The sequence below is a fragment of the Agrococcus sediminis genome, assembly GCF_007923295.1.
Taxonomy (GTDB): Bacteria; Actinomycetota; Actinomycetes; order Actinomycetales; family Microbacteriaceae; genus Agrococcus; species Agrococcus sediminis.
In genome coordinates this window covers 275,233-290,696 of the sequence record NZ_VOIR01000011.1, presented here as the reverse complement: position 1 = coordinate 290,696, position 15,464 = coordinate 275,233, and the positions used below count along the sequence as shown (strand labels likewise).

Annotated in this window: 15 protein-coding genes; 5 read left to right on the top strand and 10 right to left on the bottom strand. The window is 73.8% G+C overall.

Annotated elements, in window-relative coordinates; all coding sequences use genetic code 11:
- The first annotated feature begins 41 nt into the window (after positions 1 to 41).
- The gene (locus tag FQ330_RS01835; RefSeq protein ID WP_146354727.1) at positions 42 to 734 is read left to right on the top strand and encodes a MarR family winged helix-turn-helix transcriptional regulator; all 693 of its coding nucleotides are present in this window, start codon (positions 42 to 44) and stop codon (positions 732 to 734) included.
- 6 nt (positions 735 to 740) lie between these two features.
- Here FQ330_RS01835 and FQ330_RS01830 read toward each other — a convergent pair whose 3' ends face one another.
- Positions 741 to 2,147: an ATP-dependent DNA helicase gene (locus FQ330_RS01830; RefSeq protein WP_146354725.1), complete on the bottom strand. Its 1,407-nt coding sequence runs from the start codon at positions 2,145 to 2,147 to the stop codon at positions 741 to 743.
- A gap of 175 nt (positions 2,148 to 2,322) precedes the next feature.
- Between FQ330_RS01830 and FQ330_RS01825 the strand changes: the two genes are divergently transcribed.
- A complete protein-coding gene (locus FQ330_RS01825) occupies positions 2,323 to 3,129 on the top strand; it encodes a class II glutamine amidotransferase (protein WP_192575800.1) in 807 nt (268 codons plus the stop codon).
- A 4-nt stretch (positions 3,130 to 3,133) separates the two neighbouring features.
- Here the strand turns inward: FQ330_RS01825 and FQ330_RS01820 are convergent, their stop codons facing one another.
- The 4 genes from FQ330_RS01820 to FQ330_RS01805 form a co-directional block, all read right to left on the bottom strand.
- The gene (locus tag FQ330_RS01820) at positions 3,134 to 3,352 is read right to left on the bottom strand and encodes a DUF3618 domain-containing protein (RefSeq protein ID WP_128189879.1); all 219 of its coding nucleotides are present in this window, start codon (positions 3,350 to 3,352) and stop codon (positions 3,134 to 3,136) included.
- A complete protein-coding gene (locus FQ330_RS01815; protein WP_146354721.1) occupies positions 3,349 to 3,804 on the bottom strand; it encodes a phage holin family protein in 456 nt (151 codons plus the stop codon). The genes FQ330_RS01820 and FQ330_RS01815 overlap by 4 nt, the downstream gene beginning before the upstream one ends.
- Positions 3,804 to 4,085 (bottom strand): hypothetical protein, encoded by a 282-nt coding sequence (locus tag FQ330_RS01810; protein WP_128189881.1) that lies wholly within the window; start codon positions 4,083 to 4,085, stop codon positions 3,804 to 3,806. The genes FQ330_RS01815 and FQ330_RS01810 overlap by 1 nt, the downstream gene beginning before the upstream one ends.
- Before the next feature lie 95 nt (positions 4,086 to 4,180).
- Entirely contained in the window at positions 4,181 to 6,121 is a 1,941-nt protein-coding gene (locus FQ330_RS01805; RefSeq protein ID WP_146354719.1) for a M13 family metallopeptidase, read from the bottom strand.
- Positions 6,122 to 6,257: 136 nt separating this feature from the next.
- Between FQ330_RS01805 and FQ330_RS01800 the strand changes: the two genes are divergently transcribed.
- Positions 6,258 to 7,568, top strand: a complete 1,311-nt coding sequence (locus FQ330_RS01800) for an MATE family efflux transporter (protein WP_146355323.1) — start codon at positions 6,258 to 6,260, stop codon at positions 7,566 to 7,568.
- A gap of 35 nt (positions 7,569 to 7,603) precedes the next feature.
- Here the strand turns inward: FQ330_RS01800 and FQ330_RS01795 are convergent, their stop codons facing one another.
- Together FQ330_RS01795 and FQ330_RS01790 are read right to left on the bottom strand one after the other, a co-directional pair.
- Positions 7,604 to 9,241 carry an ABC transporter permease subunit gene (locus tag FQ330_RS01795; RefSeq protein ID WP_146354717.1) on the bottom strand — a complete coding sequence of 546 codons (1,638 nt, stop codon included), beginning with the start codon at positions 9,239 to 9,241 and terminating at the stop codon, positions 7,604 to 7,606.
- A 7-nt stretch (positions 9,242 to 9,248) separates the two neighbouring features.
- Positions 9,249 to 10,289, bottom strand: coding sequence for an ABC transporter ATP-binding protein (locus tag FQ330_RS01790; protein ID WP_146354715.1), 1,041 nt, complete (start codon positions 10,287 to 10,289; stop codon positions 9,249 to 9,251).
- A gap of 68 nt (positions 10,290 to 10,357) precedes the next feature.
- Between FQ330_RS01790 and FQ330_RS01785 the strand changes: the two genes are divergently transcribed.
- Both FQ330_RS01785 and nucS read left to right on the top strand, forming a co-directional pair.
- On the top strand, positions 10,358 to 11,545 hold the full coding sequence (locus FQ330_RS01785) for an MFS transporter (RefSeq protein WP_146354713.1): 1,188 nt from the start codon (positions 10,358 to 10,360) through the stop codon (positions 11,543 to 11,545).
- A complete protein-coding gene (gene nucS, locus FQ330_RS01780; RefSeq protein WP_128189886.1) occupies positions 11,542 to 12,237 on the top strand; it encodes an endonuclease NucS in 696 nt (231 codons plus the stop codon). The genes FQ330_RS01785 and nucS overlap by 4 nt, the downstream gene beginning before the upstream one ends.
- A gap of 6 nt (positions 12,238 to 12,243) precedes the next feature.
- Here nucS and FQ330_RS01775 read toward each other — a convergent pair whose 3' ends face one another.
- The 3 genes from FQ330_RS01775 to hemB are packed head-to-tail and all read right to left on the bottom strand — an operon-like array spanning position 12,244 to position 15,429.
- Complete coding sequence (locus FQ330_RS01775; RefSeq protein WP_146354711.1) at positions 12,244 to 13,098, bottom strand: hypothetical protein; 855 nt, start codon at positions 13,096 to 13,098, stop codon at positions 12,244 to 12,246.
- A gap of 49 nt (positions 13,099 to 13,147) precedes the next feature.
- The gene (hemL, locus tag FQ330_RS01770; protein WP_146354709.1) at positions 13,148 to 14,452 is read right to left on the bottom strand and encodes a glutamate-1-semialdehyde 2,1-aminomutase; all 1,305 of its coding nucleotides are present in this window, start codon (positions 14,450 to 14,452) and stop codon (positions 13,148 to 13,150) included.
- Positions 14,449 to 15,429 carry a porphobilinogen synthase gene (gene hemB / locus FQ330_RS01765; protein ID WP_146354706.1) on the bottom strand — a complete coding sequence of 327 codons (981 nt, stop codon included), beginning with the start codon at positions 15,427 to 15,429 and terminating at the stop codon, positions 14,449 to 14,451. Before hemB ends, hemL begins: the two co-directional genes overlap by 4 nt.
- Positions 15,430 to 15,464 lie beyond the last annotated feature (35 nt).

Genomic DNA, 15,464 nt, shown 5'->3' with positions numbered 1-15,464 from the left:
TGAGCCTGTGCAACTATGAGTTTTTGCAATAGAATCCCCTCATGCTGCAACCGCCGATCGACGGCCCCGACGGGCGCGCGCTGCTCGATCCGCGACGCTACGACGCCTCCGCAGCGCTCGTCGGCGAGTTCGGGCTGACCGACGCCGACGTCGACGAGATCGTCGAGCTCTTCCACGCGCTGCGCCGCTGGCACAGCGCGTCGGAGGAGCACACCGAGGCCAGCAGGCGCCACATGAAGCTCGGCGAGAACGACATGCGCGCCATCCGCTACATCATGGCCGTCACGCGCGACGGCACCATCGTCACCTCCACGATGATCGCCGAGCACCTCGGCATCACGGGCCCCTCGGTGACGAAGATGCTCGACCGGCTCGAGCGCGCCGGCCACATCCGCCGCGAGCCGCACCCGACCGACCGGCGCGCGCTCTCGATCGTGGTCACCCCGGAGTCGAGCCGATCGGCGACCGCGTCGGTCGGGCGCGACCACGCCCGCCGCTTCGCGATCGCCGCCGAGATGTCGAGCGAGGAGCGCCAGGCCGCCACCCGCTTCCTGCGCGCGCTCGCCGACCTCCCCGTGCTCGACCACGACCGCGCGGCAGCGGGCGGCGATGCCGGCGCAGGCGGTGCCGGCGCGGGCGATGCCGGCGCGGGCGATGCCGGCGCGGGCGATGCCGGCTCGGGCGGCCGCGCCCGCCCGCGCTCCGAGTCGGCCGCCGCGAGCGACGCCGACTGACGAGGGCTAGAAGGGCGTCGGCGCATCCGGCGCGAAGAGCGCCTCGATGCGATCGCGCCGGTCCTCCTGCGCGGCCGTCTCGGCCGGCGGGGCACCCGCCGCGGGCGCGTCGCGCAGATCCGCGCCCGACGCGCGCGCCGCATCCCGCTCCCGCACCTCGTGGATGAAGCGGCGCACGCGCTGGTCGACGATGATGTCGCGCGGCTGCAGCGGCCGCGAGAGGTAGAGGCCGTCGAGCGACGTCAGCCGCGAGAGCGCCACGTAGGTCTGGCCCGGCGCGAACGCCCGCTGGCCGAGGTCGACGACCGCCCGGTCGAAGGTCTTGCCCTGCGACTTGTGGATCGTGACCGCCCACGCGAGCCGCAGCGGGAACTGCGTGAACTCGGCCACGACATCCCGCTTGATCTCCTTCGTCGTCGGCGAGTACGAGTAGCGGTACTGCTCCCACACGGCCGGCTCGACCTCGTGCTGCTCGCCGTCGACCTCGACCCAGACCGTGCCGCCGATGTCGACCACGCGGCCGAGCGAGCCGTTGACCCAGCGCTGCTCTGCGTCGTTGCGCAGGAACATCACCTGCGCGCCGAGCTTGAGCTCGAGCTCGGCGTCGGCCGGGTACTGCCGCCCGCCGAAGTCGCCGGTGATCTCGGCGGTCGCCGTCTTGGGGCGGCCCGGCAGGCGCGCGAGCTCGCGCGCGTTGATGCGGTTGACGGTGTCGTTGCGGGTCGCGAGCGTCAGCACGTCGTCGCCGGGCGGCGTGCGCGCCCCCGCGTCGTTCAGCAGCTGCGCGATCTCGGCCGTCACGGTGCCGTGGCGCACCGCGTTGAGCGCCTGCTTGAACTCGAGGTCGGTCTGGCGGTGGATGTGCACGAGCTCGACGACCTGCAGGTCGCACTCCTCGCGCCAGACCCGCGCGTCGAAGAACCACATCGACTCGTAGTGGTCGGCGAAGTAGGCGCGCTCCTCGGCATCGCCCGGCACCGGCGCGAGCTGGTACGGGTCGCCGAACATCACCACCTGCACGCCGCCGAACGGCACGGAGCGCACGCCGCGCGCCTGCCGCAGCGAGCGGTCGATCGCATCCATGAGGTCGGCGTTGACCATCGAGATCTCGTCGATCACGAGCACGTCGAGCTTGCCGAGCAGCCGCTTCAGCTCGGCGCTCTGCCGCAGCGGCGCGTCGGCGATCACGCCGAGCGGCAGCTTGAGCAGCGAGTGGATCGTCTGGCCGCCGACGTTCAGCGCAGCCACGCCCGTCGGCGCGCACACCACGATCTGCTTCGACGAGTGCTCGATCAGGTGGCGCAGCAGCGTCGACTTGCCCGTGCCCGCGCGGCCCGTGATGAACAGGTGCCCGTCGCCCCGCTCGATGCGCTCATGGATCGCCAGCTGCTCCGGGGTCAGCTCGACGGTCATCCCACCATCCTCCCGCACCCGCGCGAGGCTAGCGGCGAGCCGCACCCGCGCGCCGCGCCTGCCGCGGCGGGTGTGGAACAGCGGCGCGCGACGCGCTGTTACCGACTGTGACGACGCATCCGGCATCTGCGGCCCGGATGCGAGAGGATGGACGGAACGGAAAGGGGATGCTCACATGTGCCGACTACTCGCACACGCCTCCCCCACCCCTGTCACGACGCGCGAGGTCATCGGCGACGCGAGCTGCCACGAGTGGCAGCGGCTCGGGCGCCTGCACACCGACGGGTGGGGCACGGCCTGGCTCGACGGCGACGAGGTGCGCCGCTACCGCGACGCCGCGCGCGGCCTCGACAACCCCGACCTCACCGACGCGCTCGGCGACACCCCGTCCCGCGCGCGCCTGACGCACCTGCGCCTCGCGACCGAGGGCTTCGCGACGCGCGTGCAGAACACGCACCCGTTCCGCGTCGGCGACATCGTGCTCGCCCACAACGGCTCGGTCACGCCCTACGCGCAGCTGCGCGAGAAGGTGACGGATGCCGAGCTCGCCCGGGTGGGCGGCGAGACCGACACCGCGGTCGTCTTCGCCCTCATCCTGCGCCGGCACGAGGCGGGCGAGCCGCTCTTCGACGCGGTGACCGCGACCGTCTCCGAGCTGCGCGGGGAGTTCCCGACCTCGGCGCTCAACCTGCTGGTGCTCTCGCCCGACGAGCTCATCGCCGTGCACGCCAACGAGGGCGCGCCCATCCCCCACGAGCTGTTCGAGGAGTCGGGGCTCGGCGACGACCTGCCGGCCGGGCACGTCGACCACTACTACCAGCTGTCGTGGCGGCGCTCGGAGGACGGCTCGATCGCCGTGACCTCGAGCGGCCTCACGGGCGACGGCTGGAACCGCATGGCGCCCGAGACCGCGGTGCGCGTCGACCTCAGCACGCTGCAGGTCGACCGGCGCGAGCTGCTCGGCGCGACGCTCGCGGCGTAGGCCGCTACCTGCGGCCGAAGATCGCGAGCGCGATGCCGCCCACGACGAGCACGGCCACGCCGGCGGCGGCGGCCATCCACGGCGTCGGGTCGTCGTTGTAGGAGTCCTGCGCCTTGCCGATGAGTCGATTGGCGACCTTCTTCGGGTTGAGGCGGCTCTCGAGCTCGTCGAGGTGGCGGCGCACCTCCTCGCGCTGGCGATCGATGTCGCGCTGCTCGGTCATCGCAGGTCTCCGTTCGCGGTCGGCAGGTCGTCGAGCGGGTCGGTGCCCTCGGCGGCGTGACCGACGCCCTTCACCATGTTGACGTCGTCCTTGATGCTGTCGACGGCCTCGAGGTTGTTGAAGTCCTTGTTCTTCTTGATGAGCGAGAGCCCGGCGAGCGCGAGGATCAGCACCACCACGAGCAGGAACGCCGAGACGATGAGCGCCGACAGCCACGGGTCGAGCGCCTCGTTGAGGCCCTCGAACGCGGCGATGAGCAGCCACCCGAAGAGGAAGATCGCGAAGAAGCCGGCGCCCGCGAGCAGCCCGGCGCCGACGCCGAGGCCCTTCGTCTTCGCGCCGATCTCGGCCTTCAGGTGCGCGATCTCGGCCTTCGCGAGGTCGACGATCAGCTTCGGCGTCTCGGCGACGAGCTCGCCGAGCGACTTGCGGCTCGGCCCTCCGAACGCCATCAGACGTCCTTCGGGATGTCGAGGTCACGCGAGTGGCGGCGCTTGCCGACCTTGCCGACCTTGTCCATCGCGTCGCTCGCGGACTCCTTCGCCGACTCGACGAGCTTGGGGCCCTTGGTCTCGACGAAGTGCTGCACCTCGTGCCGCTGCTTCGCGACCGACGGCGAGTTCCACACCTTGTCGGCCGCGCTGGCGATCTGCTCGTAACGCTGACGCCCGGCCTTCGCACCGAGCACGTAGCCCGCACCGAAGCCGATCACGAGAAGCATCCTGCCGCGCATGTTCACTCCTGCCCTTGGGTCGCCAGCGTCGCTGGCCTGGTCCGTGTCCAACGATACCCAGCGCGCGCCCGTGCGCGCTCCCAGGTTCCGCCCGGTCACCAGATGGTGACGCGGGCCTCCGGGTCGAGCCAGAGCGCGTCGCCGGGGCGCACGTCGAAGGCCTCGACGAAGGCGTCGAGGTTCTTCACGACCTGGTTGGTGCGGTGCTCGTTCGGCGAGTGCGGGTCGATCGAGACGAGCCGCACCGCTTCCTCGGGCCGGATCTTCAGCTGCCAGGCGTTCGACCACGAGAGGAAGAAGCGCTGCGTGCCCGTCAGCCCGTCGATGACCGGCGGCTCCTCGCCGCCGAGCGAGGCGATGTAGGCCTTCCAGGCGATGCCGAGCCCGCCGAGGTCGCCGATGTTCTCGCCGATCGTGAGCGCGCCGTTCACCTTGTGGCCCGGCGCCGCGGCCGGCTCGAGCGCGTCGTACTGCGCGATGAGCGAGCCGGTGCGCTCCTCGAACGCCGCCCGGTCGTCGTCGGTCCACCAGTCGACGAGGCGGCCGTCGCCGTCGTACTTCGAGCCCTGGTCGTCGAAGCCGTGCCCGATCTCGTGCCCGATGACCGCGCCGATCGCGCCGAAGTTGGCCGCCGCATCCCGACCCGCGTCGAAGAAGGGTGGCTGCAGGATGGCGGCCGGGAAGACGATCTCGTTGAAGCCGGGGTTGTAGTACGCGTTCACCGTCTGCGGGTTCATGAACCACTCGTCGCGGTCGATCGGCTTGCCGATCTTCGCCAGCTCGCGGTCGTGCTCGAAACGGGTCGCCGCCTGCACGTTCGTCACGAGGTCGTCGCCGATCTCGAGCGTCGAGTAGTCGCGCCACTGCACCGGGTAGCCGATCTTGGGCGTGAACTTCTCGAGCTTCTCGAGGGCGCGGGCGCGGGTCTGCTCGCTCATCCAGGGCAGCTGGGCCATCGACGCGCGGTAGGCGTCCACGAGGTGCGCGATGAGGTCGTCCATCGCCGCCTTGGCCTCCGCCGGGAAGTGGCGCTCGACGTAGATGCGGCCGACCGCATCGCCCAGCATGCTCTCGACGAGCGAGACGCCGCGCTTCCAGCGCTCGCGCTGCACCGTGGCGCCGGTGAGCGCGGTGCCGTAGAAGGCGAACTGGTCGCGCGAGACCTCGGTGCTGAGGTAGCTCGCGAACGAGCGCAGCACGCCCATGCGCAGCCACGACTTCCACTCCTCGAGGCGCTCCTCGACGAGCATCTCGGCGAGCCCCTCGAGGAAGCTCGGCTGCCGCACGACCGCCTCGTCGAAGGCGCCCTCGGGCGCGTGGATCGCACGCAGGTACGGCTGCAGCCGCGGGTGGTCGACGGCGGGCCGCTGGAGGTTGTAGGTCTTCTCGTCGTCGCGGGAGGCGACGCGGTCCCAGTGGTGCCCGGCGAGCTCGGTCTCGAGCGCGAACACGCACGCGGCCTCGGCGTCGGGGTGCTCGGCGCCGAGGTGGCCGAACATCGTCGTCAGGTGCGCGAGGTACGCCTCGCGGACCTCGGCGAACGCGTCGTCGCGGTAGTACGACTCGTCGGGCATGCCGAGGCCGCCCTGGTTCATCTGCACCAGGTAGCGGCTCGGGTCGCCCGGGTCGGTGTCGACCCAGATGCCGACGAAGCCCGGGCCGCCGATCGACTCGAGGTCGCCCAGCAGCGCGAGCATGCCGTCGATCGAGTCGACCGCGTCGATGCGGTCGATCAACGGGCGGATCGGCTCGAGCCCCTTGGCATCGGCTGCCTCCTCGTCGAGGAAGGATGCGTAGAGGTCGCCGACCTTGCGGGCGTCGGTGCCCGGCTCGGCCGCCTGCATCTCGATGACGATCTCCTTGACCGCCTCCTCCGCCTCCTCCGCGAGCACCGCGAAGGAGCCCCAGCGGGCCTTGTCGTCGGGGATCTCGGTGCGCTCGAGCCAGCGCTCGTGCACGTGCAGGAACAGGTCGTCCTGGGGGCGGATGCGGTCGCTGAACTCTTCGACAGGCAGGCCGGAGGGCAGGGTCGTCATGGTGTCAGCCTATGCCGGGGCGCACCGCTCGGATGCCCACGCCGGCGCGGGTTCGGCGCGCGTCGTGCCCCTCGTCGGCGGGAGTCGCGCGCCCGCGGGCGCGCGGAGCGCTCACCGGTAGCGTTGGTGGGTGCGGATGCGGGCGGATGCGCTGGATCGGGAGATCCTGCGGCTCGCCGTCCCGGCGCTCGGGGCCCTCATGGCCGAGCCCGCCTTCCTGCTCGTCGACACCGCCCTCGTCGGGCACCTCGGCGCCGAGCAGCTCGCCGGCGTCGGCATCGGCGTGGCCGTGCTCTCGACCGCCGTCGGCCTGCTCGTCTTCCTCGCCTACGGCACCACGCCGGCGGTCGCGCGCCTGCTCGGCGCCGGCGACCGGCCCGCCGCGATCCGCGCGGGCATCGACGGCATCTGGCTCGCGATCGTCGCCGGGGCGGCGCTCCTGCTCGCCACCCCGCTCGCGCACCCCGTCGTCGCCCTCTTCGGCGCCGCATCCGCCGTCACCGAGCACGCCGCGGTGTACCTCGGCATCTCGATCCTCGGGCTGCCGGCGATGCTCATCGTGCTCGCGGCCACCGGCCTCATGCGCGGGCTGCAGGACACCCGCACGCCGCTCGTCGTCGCGACCGCCGGCTTCGCCGCGAACGCCGCGCTGAATGCGCTGCTCATCTACGGCCTGGGCCTCGGCGTGGCCGGCAGCGCCCTCGGCACGGTGCTCGCGCAGTGGGGCATGGCCGCGTTCCTCCTGCGGTTCGCGGTGCGCGAGGCGCGCAGCGAGGGCGTGCCGCTGCGCCTGCACTGGGGCGACCTCGGCCGCACCGCCACCACCGGCGGCTGGCTCTTCGTGCGCACGCTGTCGCTGCGCGCGGCGCTGCTCGCGACGACGGCGGTCGCGACGCAAGCGGGGACCACGACGCTCGCCGCGACGCAGATCGCCTTCGCGCTCTTCTCGACCCTCGCCTTCGCGCTCGACGCGCTCGCGATCGCGGGGCAGGCGCTGCTCGGCAAGGCGCTCGGCGCGGGCGACGTCGCGCAGGCGCGCGCGGTGACCCGGCGCCTGCAGCGGTGGGGCGTGGGGTTCGGATGCGTCGTGGGCGCCGCGCTCCTGGCCGCGGCCTGGGTGCTCGGCGGCGCCTTCACCTCGGACGCGGCGGTGCTCGAGGCGCTGCCGGTCGCGCTCGTGCTGCTCGCGCTCGCGCAGCCGATCGCGGGCTTCGTCTTCGTGCTCGACGGCGTGCTGATCGGCGCGGGCGACGTGCGCTACCTCGCGTGGACGGGCGTGCTCAACCTCGCCGTGTACCTGCCGCTGCTGCTGCTCGCGCTCGTGCCCGGCTGGAGCGCGCTCGCGGTGATCTGGGCGGCGTTCTCGTTCGGGTACCTGGGCGCCCGTGCCGTGACGCTGGGGCTCCGGGCCCGCTCCGACGCGTGGATGCGCACGGGGCGCGCCTGACGCATCCGTCGCTGCCGACGGCTCAGCCGCCGCGCTCAGACCAGGGCGTCGCGGGCGCGGAAGCGCGCGGCGGCCGCGGCGAGCAGCGCTGCCGCGATCGCGAGCAGCCACCAGGAGCCCGTCCAGTCGGGGTCGTCGGCGAGCGGGTTCGCGAGCCAGTGGAAGGGGCTGAGGTTCTCGAGCCACTCCCACGCCTCGCCGAGCAGCGGCGCGAAGTCGCCGACCAGCAGCAGCCCGATGAGCAGCACCCAGCCGAGCCAGGCGACCGTCGACGGCAGGAACGCCACGAGGGCCGCGCCGACCGCGAGGTAGACCGCGACGAGCGGCAGGTGCGTGAGCGCGATCCGCCACAGCTGCTCCCAGCGCTCCTCGCCCCCGGCGGCGAGGGATGCGCCGGTCACGATCGTGAAGGCCGCCAGCACCGCGAGGGACGCGAGCGCGCCGAGCAGCAGGTGGCTGCCGAGCCACCCGGTGCGGCGCACGGTCGTCGCGAGCACGAGCTCGCCGTGCGCCTGCTCCTCGTGCCGCAGCCGCAGCACCGCCTGCATGCCCGCCGCGCTCGCCACCACGCCGATGACGCCCGCGAGCGCCGTGAGGAACAGGCCCTCGGTGTCGCCGCCGCCCTCGGCGCCGAGCGTCTCGACGATGCGGCCGAGCGCCGGGTTCTCGGCGAGCGCCTCGGAGATCACCGGCGCGAGGCGCCCGGCGATCGCGCCGATCCCCGCGCCGACGACGAGCCACGCGAGCGACGCGGCGCGCTGCAGCCGGCCGGTGAGGCCGAGCGGCGCACCGCCGGGGTGCCAGCCGAGCAGCGCGGTGCCGGCGCCGCGGCCGCGGCGCTCCGCCAGCAGCGACCGGCCGAGCTCGCGCCGCGCCTCGAGCGCCACCACGAGCGCGCCGAGCAGGAGCACGGCGGGCACGAAGAGCAGCAGCGGCGTGCCGTCGGGCTCCCACGGCTCGTCGGCGAAGGGATGCGCCTGCGCGCCCCAGCCGATCGGCGAGAGCCAGATCGGCCACGCCGACTCGACCCGCGTGAGGTCGGCGCTCGGCTCGCCCAGCGCATCCCCGATGCCGCGCACGAAGAACCACAGCCCCACGACGATCGACGCGGCGCCGTTCGCGGCGCGCGAGGTGGGGAAGACCTGTCCGGCGAGCAGCCCGACGAGCATCGCGACGACGCCGACGCCCGCGAGCGCCGCCGCCATGAGCGCCGAGCCCAGCGCGTCGAGCCCGAGCGCGAGCGACGCCGCGAGCGTGACGCCGCACACGACCGCGAGCTCGATGGCGCCGGCGAGGAGCGTCGACACGAGCGGCGCCCAGCGGCCGACCGCCGTGCCGCGCACGAGCTCGGCGCGGCCGGCGTCCTCGTCGCCGCGCGAGTGGCGCACCGCGAAGAAGGTCATCATGAACGCGACCATCACGGCGAGGTAGGCGAAGGTCGAGACGAACATCACCGCGCCGAGGCCCGTGCCGGCGGGCGCGCCGCGCAGCAGCATGAGGCCCGGCTGCGCCGCCAGCAGCGCGACGAGCCCTCGGCGCGACTCCTCGTCGAAGGCGGCGCCGAGCCCGCCGAGCACGGCCGACCACATGCCGGCGACCGCGAGCACCCACAGCACGACGTGCAGCCGGTCGCGACGCAGCGCCGCGACGAGCAGCAGGCCGGTGCCGGTCATCGCCGGCTCACCTCGCGTGCCGGCCGTGGACGTCGTCGACGTCGGCCGACGACGGCGCGACCGCCGGCGCATCCGCCGCCTCCGACCCATCCGCATCAGGCCCGTCCGCCAGGCCCGTCTCGTCGGCGTGCCGCTGGCCCTTCGCGCGCTCGGCCCGCGCCGAGTCGACGCGCGCCTCGTCGCCGTAGTGGCGCAGGAACAGCTCCTCGAGGCTCGGCGGCGTCAGCGTGACGGCCTGCGCCCCGCGGTCGCCGAGCCAGCGCAGCACCTCGGGCATGTGCTCGGCGGCGACGGAGGCGCGCACGTGCTCGCCGTCGACCGAGACGTCGGCGAGCGGCAGCCCCTCCGGCGCCGGGCCGCGGTAGGCGACGACGGTGTGGTGCAGGTGGCGCAGCTGCTCGAGCGTGCCGGCCTCGACGATGCGCCCGTCGCGGATGATCGAGACGGTCGAGCAGAGCCGCTCGACCTCGCTGAGGATGTGGCTCGACAGCAGCACCGTCGCGCCGCGGTCGGCGACGCGGCGGATCTCGGCCTGGAAGACGCTCTCCATGAGCGGGTCGAGCCCGCTCGTCGGCTCGTCGAGGATGTAGAGGTCGGCCTCGCTCGCGAACGCGGCGATGAGCGCGATCTTCTGCCGGTTGCCCTTCGAGTAGGTCTTCGAGCGGCGTCGCGGGTCGAGGTCGAACGCCTCGATGAGGCGGGCCCGGTCGGATGCGGGGGCGCGGTGGCCGCGCAGGCGCGTGATCGTGTCGATCGCCTCGCCGCCGGTGAGGCCTGGCCAGAGGGTCACGTCGCCGGGCACGTACGCCGCGCGGCGGTGGATCGCGACCGCGTCGCGCCACGGATCCATGCCGAGCACGCGCGCCTCGCCGCCGGAGGCGCGCAGCATGCCGAGCAGCACCCGGATGGTGGTCGACTTGCCGGCGCCGTTGGGGCCGAGGAAGCCGTGCACCGCGCCCTGCTCGACCACGAGGTCGAGCCCGTCGAGCGCCTGCACGCGCCCGAACCGCTTGTCGAGACCGCTCGTCTCGATGACCCGATCCGCCATGGCGCTGACGCTACTCCTGCGCGGGCGGCCCGGCGCGGCCCGGCTCCCCGGCACGGCAGAATGGATCGGTGCACTCCCTCACCGCCTGGCGCAACGCCGTGTTCGCGACGTTCTTCGCGATGGGCCTCGGCTACGCCAGCTGGATGGCGCGCGTGCCGCACGTGCGCGACGTGCTCGACATCTCGACCGGCGAGATGGGCATGATCCTGCTCGGCATCTCCGTCGGCTCGGTCACGGGCCTGCTGCTGGCGAGCCACATCATCCACGCCGTGGGCACGCGGCTCGTGGTGTCGTTCGGCATGATCGCGGTCTCGGGCGGTCTCGCGCTCGCCGGATGGGCCGCCGACGCCGGGCAGGCGTGGCTCGTGATCGCCGGGTTCATCGTGGGCGGCAGCCTCACCGGCGTCACCGACGTGGCGATGAACATCTCGGGCGCCGCCAACGAGCGGCGGCTGGGGAAGCCCATCATGCCGCTCTTCCACGCCTCCTTCTCGTTCGGCACCGTCGCCGGCGCGGGTCTCGGCGGCCTCTGCGAGCTGCTCGGCATCGGGCTCGGCTGGCAGGCGACCTCGATCGCCGTGCTGACGATCGCGCTCGGCTTCGTCGTCCACCGGCATCTGCCCGCCGACACGGTCGAGGAGCACGAGGAGCCGGTGACGCTGCGCGAGCGGCTCGCGGTCTGGAAGGATCCGCGCACGCTGCTGCTGGGCCTGCTCGTGCTCGGCATGTCGCTCACCGAGGGCAGCGCCAACGACTGGCTCGCGCTCGTGATGGTCGACGGCCACGGCTTCTCGAAGGAGGGCGGCGCGTTCATGCTCGCGCTGTTCCTCACCGCCATGACCGGCGGCCGCCTGCTGGGCGTCGGCATGCTCGCGCGCTTCGGCCGCGTGCCGGTGCTGCGCGCGACCGCCGCGTGCGCCGCCGCAGGTCTCCTGCTCGTGATCTTCGCGGACGCCTCCTGGCTCGTCGTCGCCGGCGTGCTGCTGTGGGGCTTCGGCGCGAGCCTCGGCTTCCCGGTCGGCATGAGCGCGGCCGCCGACGAGCCGCGCATGGCCGCCGCGCGCGTCGGCACCGTCTCGGCGATCGGCTACATCGCCTTCCTCGCCGGCCCGCCGCTGCTGGGCCTGCTCGGCGACCTCGTGGGGCTGCGCAACGCCCTGCTCGCCGTGCTCGTCTTCGTGGTGCTCTCGCTCGTCACCAGCCACGTCGCGCGCGAGCGCGTCTCGCCCGCCACGCCGCAGGAGGTCGCCTCATGAGGCTCGTCGTCGCCCACTGCTCCGTCGACTACGCCGGGCGCCTGTCGGCGCACCTGCCGCTCGCGCCGCGCGTGCTCATGCTCAAGGCCGACGGCTCGATCCTCGTGCACTCCGACGGCGGCTCGTACAAGCCGCTCAACTGGATGAGCCCGCCCGCCGTCTTCAGCGCATCCGAGCCCGACGACGACCAGCGGGCCGCGGGCGTCACCGAGGTGTGGACGGTCACGCACCGCAAGACGGGCGACTCGCTCATCGTCTCGGTGCACGAGGTGCTCGCCGACTCGAGCCACGAGCTCGGCGTCGACCCGGGGCTCGTGAAGGACGGCGTCGAGGCGCACCTGCAGGTGCTGCTCGCCGAGCAGATCGAGCGCCTCGGCGACGGCTGGGAGCTGTGGCGGCGCGAGTACATGACGCCCATCGGCCCGGTCGACATCCTGGCGAAGGATGCGACGGGCACGACCGTGGCGGTCGAGATCAAGCGGCGGGGCGAGATCGACGGCGTCGAGCAGCTCACCCGCTACCTGGAGCTGCTGAACCGCGACCCGCGCATCGCGCCCGTGACGGGCGTCTTCGCCGCCCAGGAGATCAAGCCGCAGGCGCGCACGCTCGCCGAGGACCGCGGCATCCGCTGCGTCGTGCTCGACTACGACGACATGCGCGGCATCGACTCGGGCCACGCGCGGCTGTTCTGAGGCCGGTCAGTCGCCCCGCGGCGGCCACCCTTCCTCCTCGGCATCGGTGAAGTCGCTCGTGTCGAGCGACCGCGGGTCGATGCGCACGTCGAGCGGCAGCGGCACCTCGTCGTCGGCCGCCTCGCCCGGCACCTCGCCGCCCGGCACCGCCTCGCCGGGCGCCGCGTCGTCGGCCGCGCCGCCGCTGAACGGCGGGATGCGCTCCTGCCACGCCGCGCTCCGGTCGGGCAGCGCGTCCTCGCGCGACGCGTACGGCTCGACGTGGTCGGGGGCGGGGGCGGATGCGGCGGGCAGGTCGTGCTCGCGGGCCGCGTAGGGCTCGACGCGGTCGGGCATCGCCGCACCGCCGGCCGGCAGCGCGTCCTCGCGCGAGGCGTACGGCTCGACGTGGTCGGGCGTCGGCGCCGACGGCGGCGGCAGCTCGTCCTCGTGCGACGAGTAGGGCTGCACCCGGTCGCGCCACGTGCCGGGCGCCGAGGGCGCGCCGCCGAAGTCCTCGTCGACGAACGGCGGTGCGGCGTCGGTGCCGCTCGGCTGCGGACCGGCGGCTCCCTGGGTCGGTGCTGGATCGGACATCGTGACCTCCCATCTCCCGCGCGGCGGGCTGCTGAAGCTGACGGCGAAGGGGTGCTCGGCGGGCGCGGCGGGCTCGGGGCGCGCGAGCGCGACGCCCTCGGCGTCGGCGCGGGTGCCGCAGATCGGGCACTGGAGCGCGGCGACGCGACCGGCGTCGTCGACGTCGACGACGCATCCGCCGATCACCACGTCACCGGCTTCGAGCACGTCGGGGATCGTGCCGTACCCCCACACGATCTCGCGCATGGGGGTGCCGCACTCGGGGCACGCCAGCGTCGTCGCCATGCCGCAACGGTAGTCCCGGCGAGCGCCGGAGGCTAGGTGCTTCGGGCCCTCAGGCGCCCTTGGCGGCGGCCGCCGCGCGGGCAGCCGCGGGCAGCGCCTCGACGATGCGGCCGAGCGGCTCGTCGCCGTGCGCCGCGGTCACGAACCACGCCTCGAAGGCGCTCGGCGGCAGGCTCACGCCCGCGTCGAGCATCGCGTGGAAGAACGGCGGGTAGCGGAAGGCGTCCTGCGCGCGCACCTCGTCGAAGTCGCGCGGCGCGCCCTCGCGGAAGGCCACCGAGAAGAGGCTGCCGACGCGGGTGATCGCGTGGGCGACGCCCTCGGCCGTGAGCGCGTCGGCGAGCGCGCCCGTGATGACGTCGGCGGCCGCGTCGAGGCGGCGGTAGACCTCGTCGGTCGCGAGCCGCAGCGTCGTGAGGCCCGCCGCGACCGCGACGGGGTTCCCCGACAGGGTGCCCGCCTGGTAGACGGGGCCGAGCGGCGCGAGCAGCTCCATGAGGTCGCGCCGGCCGCCGAGCGCCGCGAGCGGCATGCCGCCGCCGATGACCTTGCCGAAGGTGATGAGGTCGGGCGCCTCGTCGCCGGCCCACTGCTCGAGGCCCCACATCCCTGCGCGGTGCACGCGGAAGCCGGTGAGCACCTCGTCGCTGATGAGCAGCGCGCCGTGCGCGTGCGCGGTGCGCGCGAGGAAGCCGTTGAAGTCGCCGTCGGGCGCCACGACGCCCATGTTGGCGGCGGCCGCCTCGACGATGATCGCGGCGATCTGGTCGCCGCGCTCGGCGAAGAGCCGCTCGATCGCCTCGCGGTCGTTGTACGGCACGACGACGGTCGTCGCGGCGACCGACGCGGGGATCCCGGCCGAGCCGGGCATGGCGAGCGTCGCGAGGCCGGAGCCGGCGGCCACGAGGAGGCCGTCGGAGTGGCCGTGGTAGTGGCCGTCGAACTTCACGAGCAGGTCGCGCCCGGTCGCGCCGCGGGCGAGGCGGATGGCGGTCATCGTCGCCTCGGTGCCGGTCGAGACGAGCCGCAGCCGCTCGACGGGGCCGACTCGGCGCTCGACCTCCTCGGCGAGCAGCGCCTCCGCGGGCGTCGACGCGCCGAACGAGAGGCCGTGGGCCGCGGCGTCCTGCACGGCCTCCACCACCTCGGGGTGGGCGTGGCCGAGGATGGCCGGGCCCCAGCTCGCGACCAGGTCGACGAGGTCGCGACCCTCGGCATCCGTCACGTGGGCGCCGTGCGCCCGCACGAGGAAGGCGGGCGTGCCGCCGACGGAGCCGAAGGCGCGCACGGGGCTGTTGACGCCGCCAGGGATCGCGAGCTTGGCGCGCTCGAAGAGCTCGGCGTTGGTGCTCATCGCATGGCCCCCAGCCACTCGGCCTGCTCGATCGCCCAGTAGGTGAGCACCACGTCGGCGCCTGCGCGCACGATGCTCGTGAGGCTCTCGGCGATGAGGCGGTCGCGGTCGATCCAGCCGTTCGCGGCGGCGGCCTCGACCATCGCGTACTCGCCCGACACCTGGTAGGCCCACACGGGCACGTCGGATGCGGCGGCCACGTCGGCGAGCACGTCGAGGTAGAGGGAGGCCGGCTTCACCATCACGATGTCGGCGCCCTCGGCGAGGTCGAGCAGCGCCTCGCGGAGCCCCTCGCGGCGGTTCGCCGGATCCTGCTGGTAGGTCTTGCGGTCGCCCTGCAGGCTCGAGTCGACGGCCTCGCGGAACGGCCCGTAGAGGGCGGAGGCGTACTTCGCGCTGTAGGCGAGGATCGCCGTCTGCTGGTGGCCGGCCGCGTCGAGCGCCTCGCGCACCCGCTCGACCTGGCCGTCCATCATGCCGCTGAGCCCGAGGATCTGGGAGCCGGCGGCAGCCTGGGCGACCGCCATGTCGGCGTAGCGCTCGAGCGTCGCGTCGTTGTCGACCGCGCCGTCGGCGGCGAGCACGCCGCAGTGGCCGTGGTCGGTGAACTCGTCGAGGCAGAGGTCGGTCTGCACGACCGTCGCGTCGCCGAACCGCTCGGCGAGGAAGCGCGTCGCGGCGTTGAGGATGCCGTCGGGGTCGGTCGCGCCCGAGCCCTCGGCGTCCTTGTGCTCGGGCACGCCGAAGAGCATGACGCCGCCGACGCCGGCGGCGATCGCGCGCTCGACCTCGCGCGCGGCGGAGTCGAGCGTGTGCTGCACCTGGCCGGGCATCGACGAGATGGGCCTCGGCTCGCTCAGCCCTTCGGCGACGAACATCGGCAGCACCAGCTGCGCGGGGTGGATGCGGGTCTCGGCCACGAGGCGGCGCATGGGAGCGCTCTGCCGCAGCCTGCGGGGGCGGAGGGTGGGAGCCATGTCCCCCCAGGATACTCGCGCCCGCCGACACGAGG

Excerpts from the sequence above, each read along its gene's own strand:
- FQ330_RS01835 (WP_146354727.1), top strand. The coding sequence starts at position 42 with ATGCTGCAACCGCCGATCGACGGCCCCGACGGGCGCGCGCTGCTCGAT.
- FQ330_RS01830 (WP_146354725.1), bottom strand. The coding sequence starts at position 2,147 with ATGACCGTCGAGCTGACCCCGGAGCAGCTGGCGATCCATGAGCGCATC.
- FQ330_RS01825 (WP_192575800.1), top strand. The coding sequence starts at position 2,323 with ATGTGCCGACTACTCGCACACGCCTCCCCCACCCCTGTCACGACGCGC.
- FQ330_RS01820 (WP_128189879.1), bottom strand. The coding sequence starts at position 3,352 with ATGACCGAGCAGCGCGACATCGATCGCCAGCGCGAGGAGGTGCGCCGC.
- FQ330_RS01815 (WP_146354721.1), bottom strand. The coding sequence starts at position 3,804 with ATGGCGTTCGGAGGGCCGAGCCGCAAGTCGCTCGGCGAGCTCGTCGCC.
- FQ330_RS01810 (WP_128189881.1), bottom strand. The coding sequence starts at position 4,085 with ATGCGCGGCAGGATGCTTCTCGTGATCGGCTTCGGTGCGGGCTACGTG.
- FQ330_RS01805 (WP_146354719.1), bottom strand. The coding sequence starts at position 6,121 with ATGACGACCCTGCCCTCCGGCCTGCCTGTCGAAGAGTTCAGCGACCGC.
- FQ330_RS01800 (WP_146355323.1), top strand. The coding sequence starts at position 6,258 with ATGCGGGCGGATGCGCTGGATCGGGAGATCCTGCGGCTCGCCGTCCCG.
- FQ330_RS01795 (WP_146354717.1), bottom strand. The coding sequence starts at position 9,241 with ATGACCGGCACCGGCCTGCTGCTCGTCGCGGCGCTGCGTCGCGACCGG.
- FQ330_RS01790 (WP_146354715.1), bottom strand. The coding sequence starts at position 10,289 with ATGGCGGATCGGGTCATCGAGACGAGCGGTCTCGACAAGCGGTTCGGG.
- nucS (WP_128189886.1), top strand. The coding sequence starts at position 11,542 with ATGAGGCTCGTCGTCGCCCACTGCTCCGTCGACTACGCCGGGCGCCTG.
- FQ330_RS01775 (WP_146354711.1), bottom strand. The coding sequence starts at position 13,098 with ATGGCGACGACGCTGGCGTGCCCCGAGTGCGGCACCCCCATGCGCGAG.
- hemL (WP_146354709.1), bottom strand. The coding sequence starts at position 14,452 with ATGAGCACCAACGCCGAGCTCTTCGAGCGCGCCAAGCTCGCGATCCCT.
- hemB (WP_146354706.1), bottom strand. The coding sequence starts at position 15,429 with ATGGCTCCCACCCTCCGCCCCCGCAGGCTGCGGCAGAGCGCTCCCATG.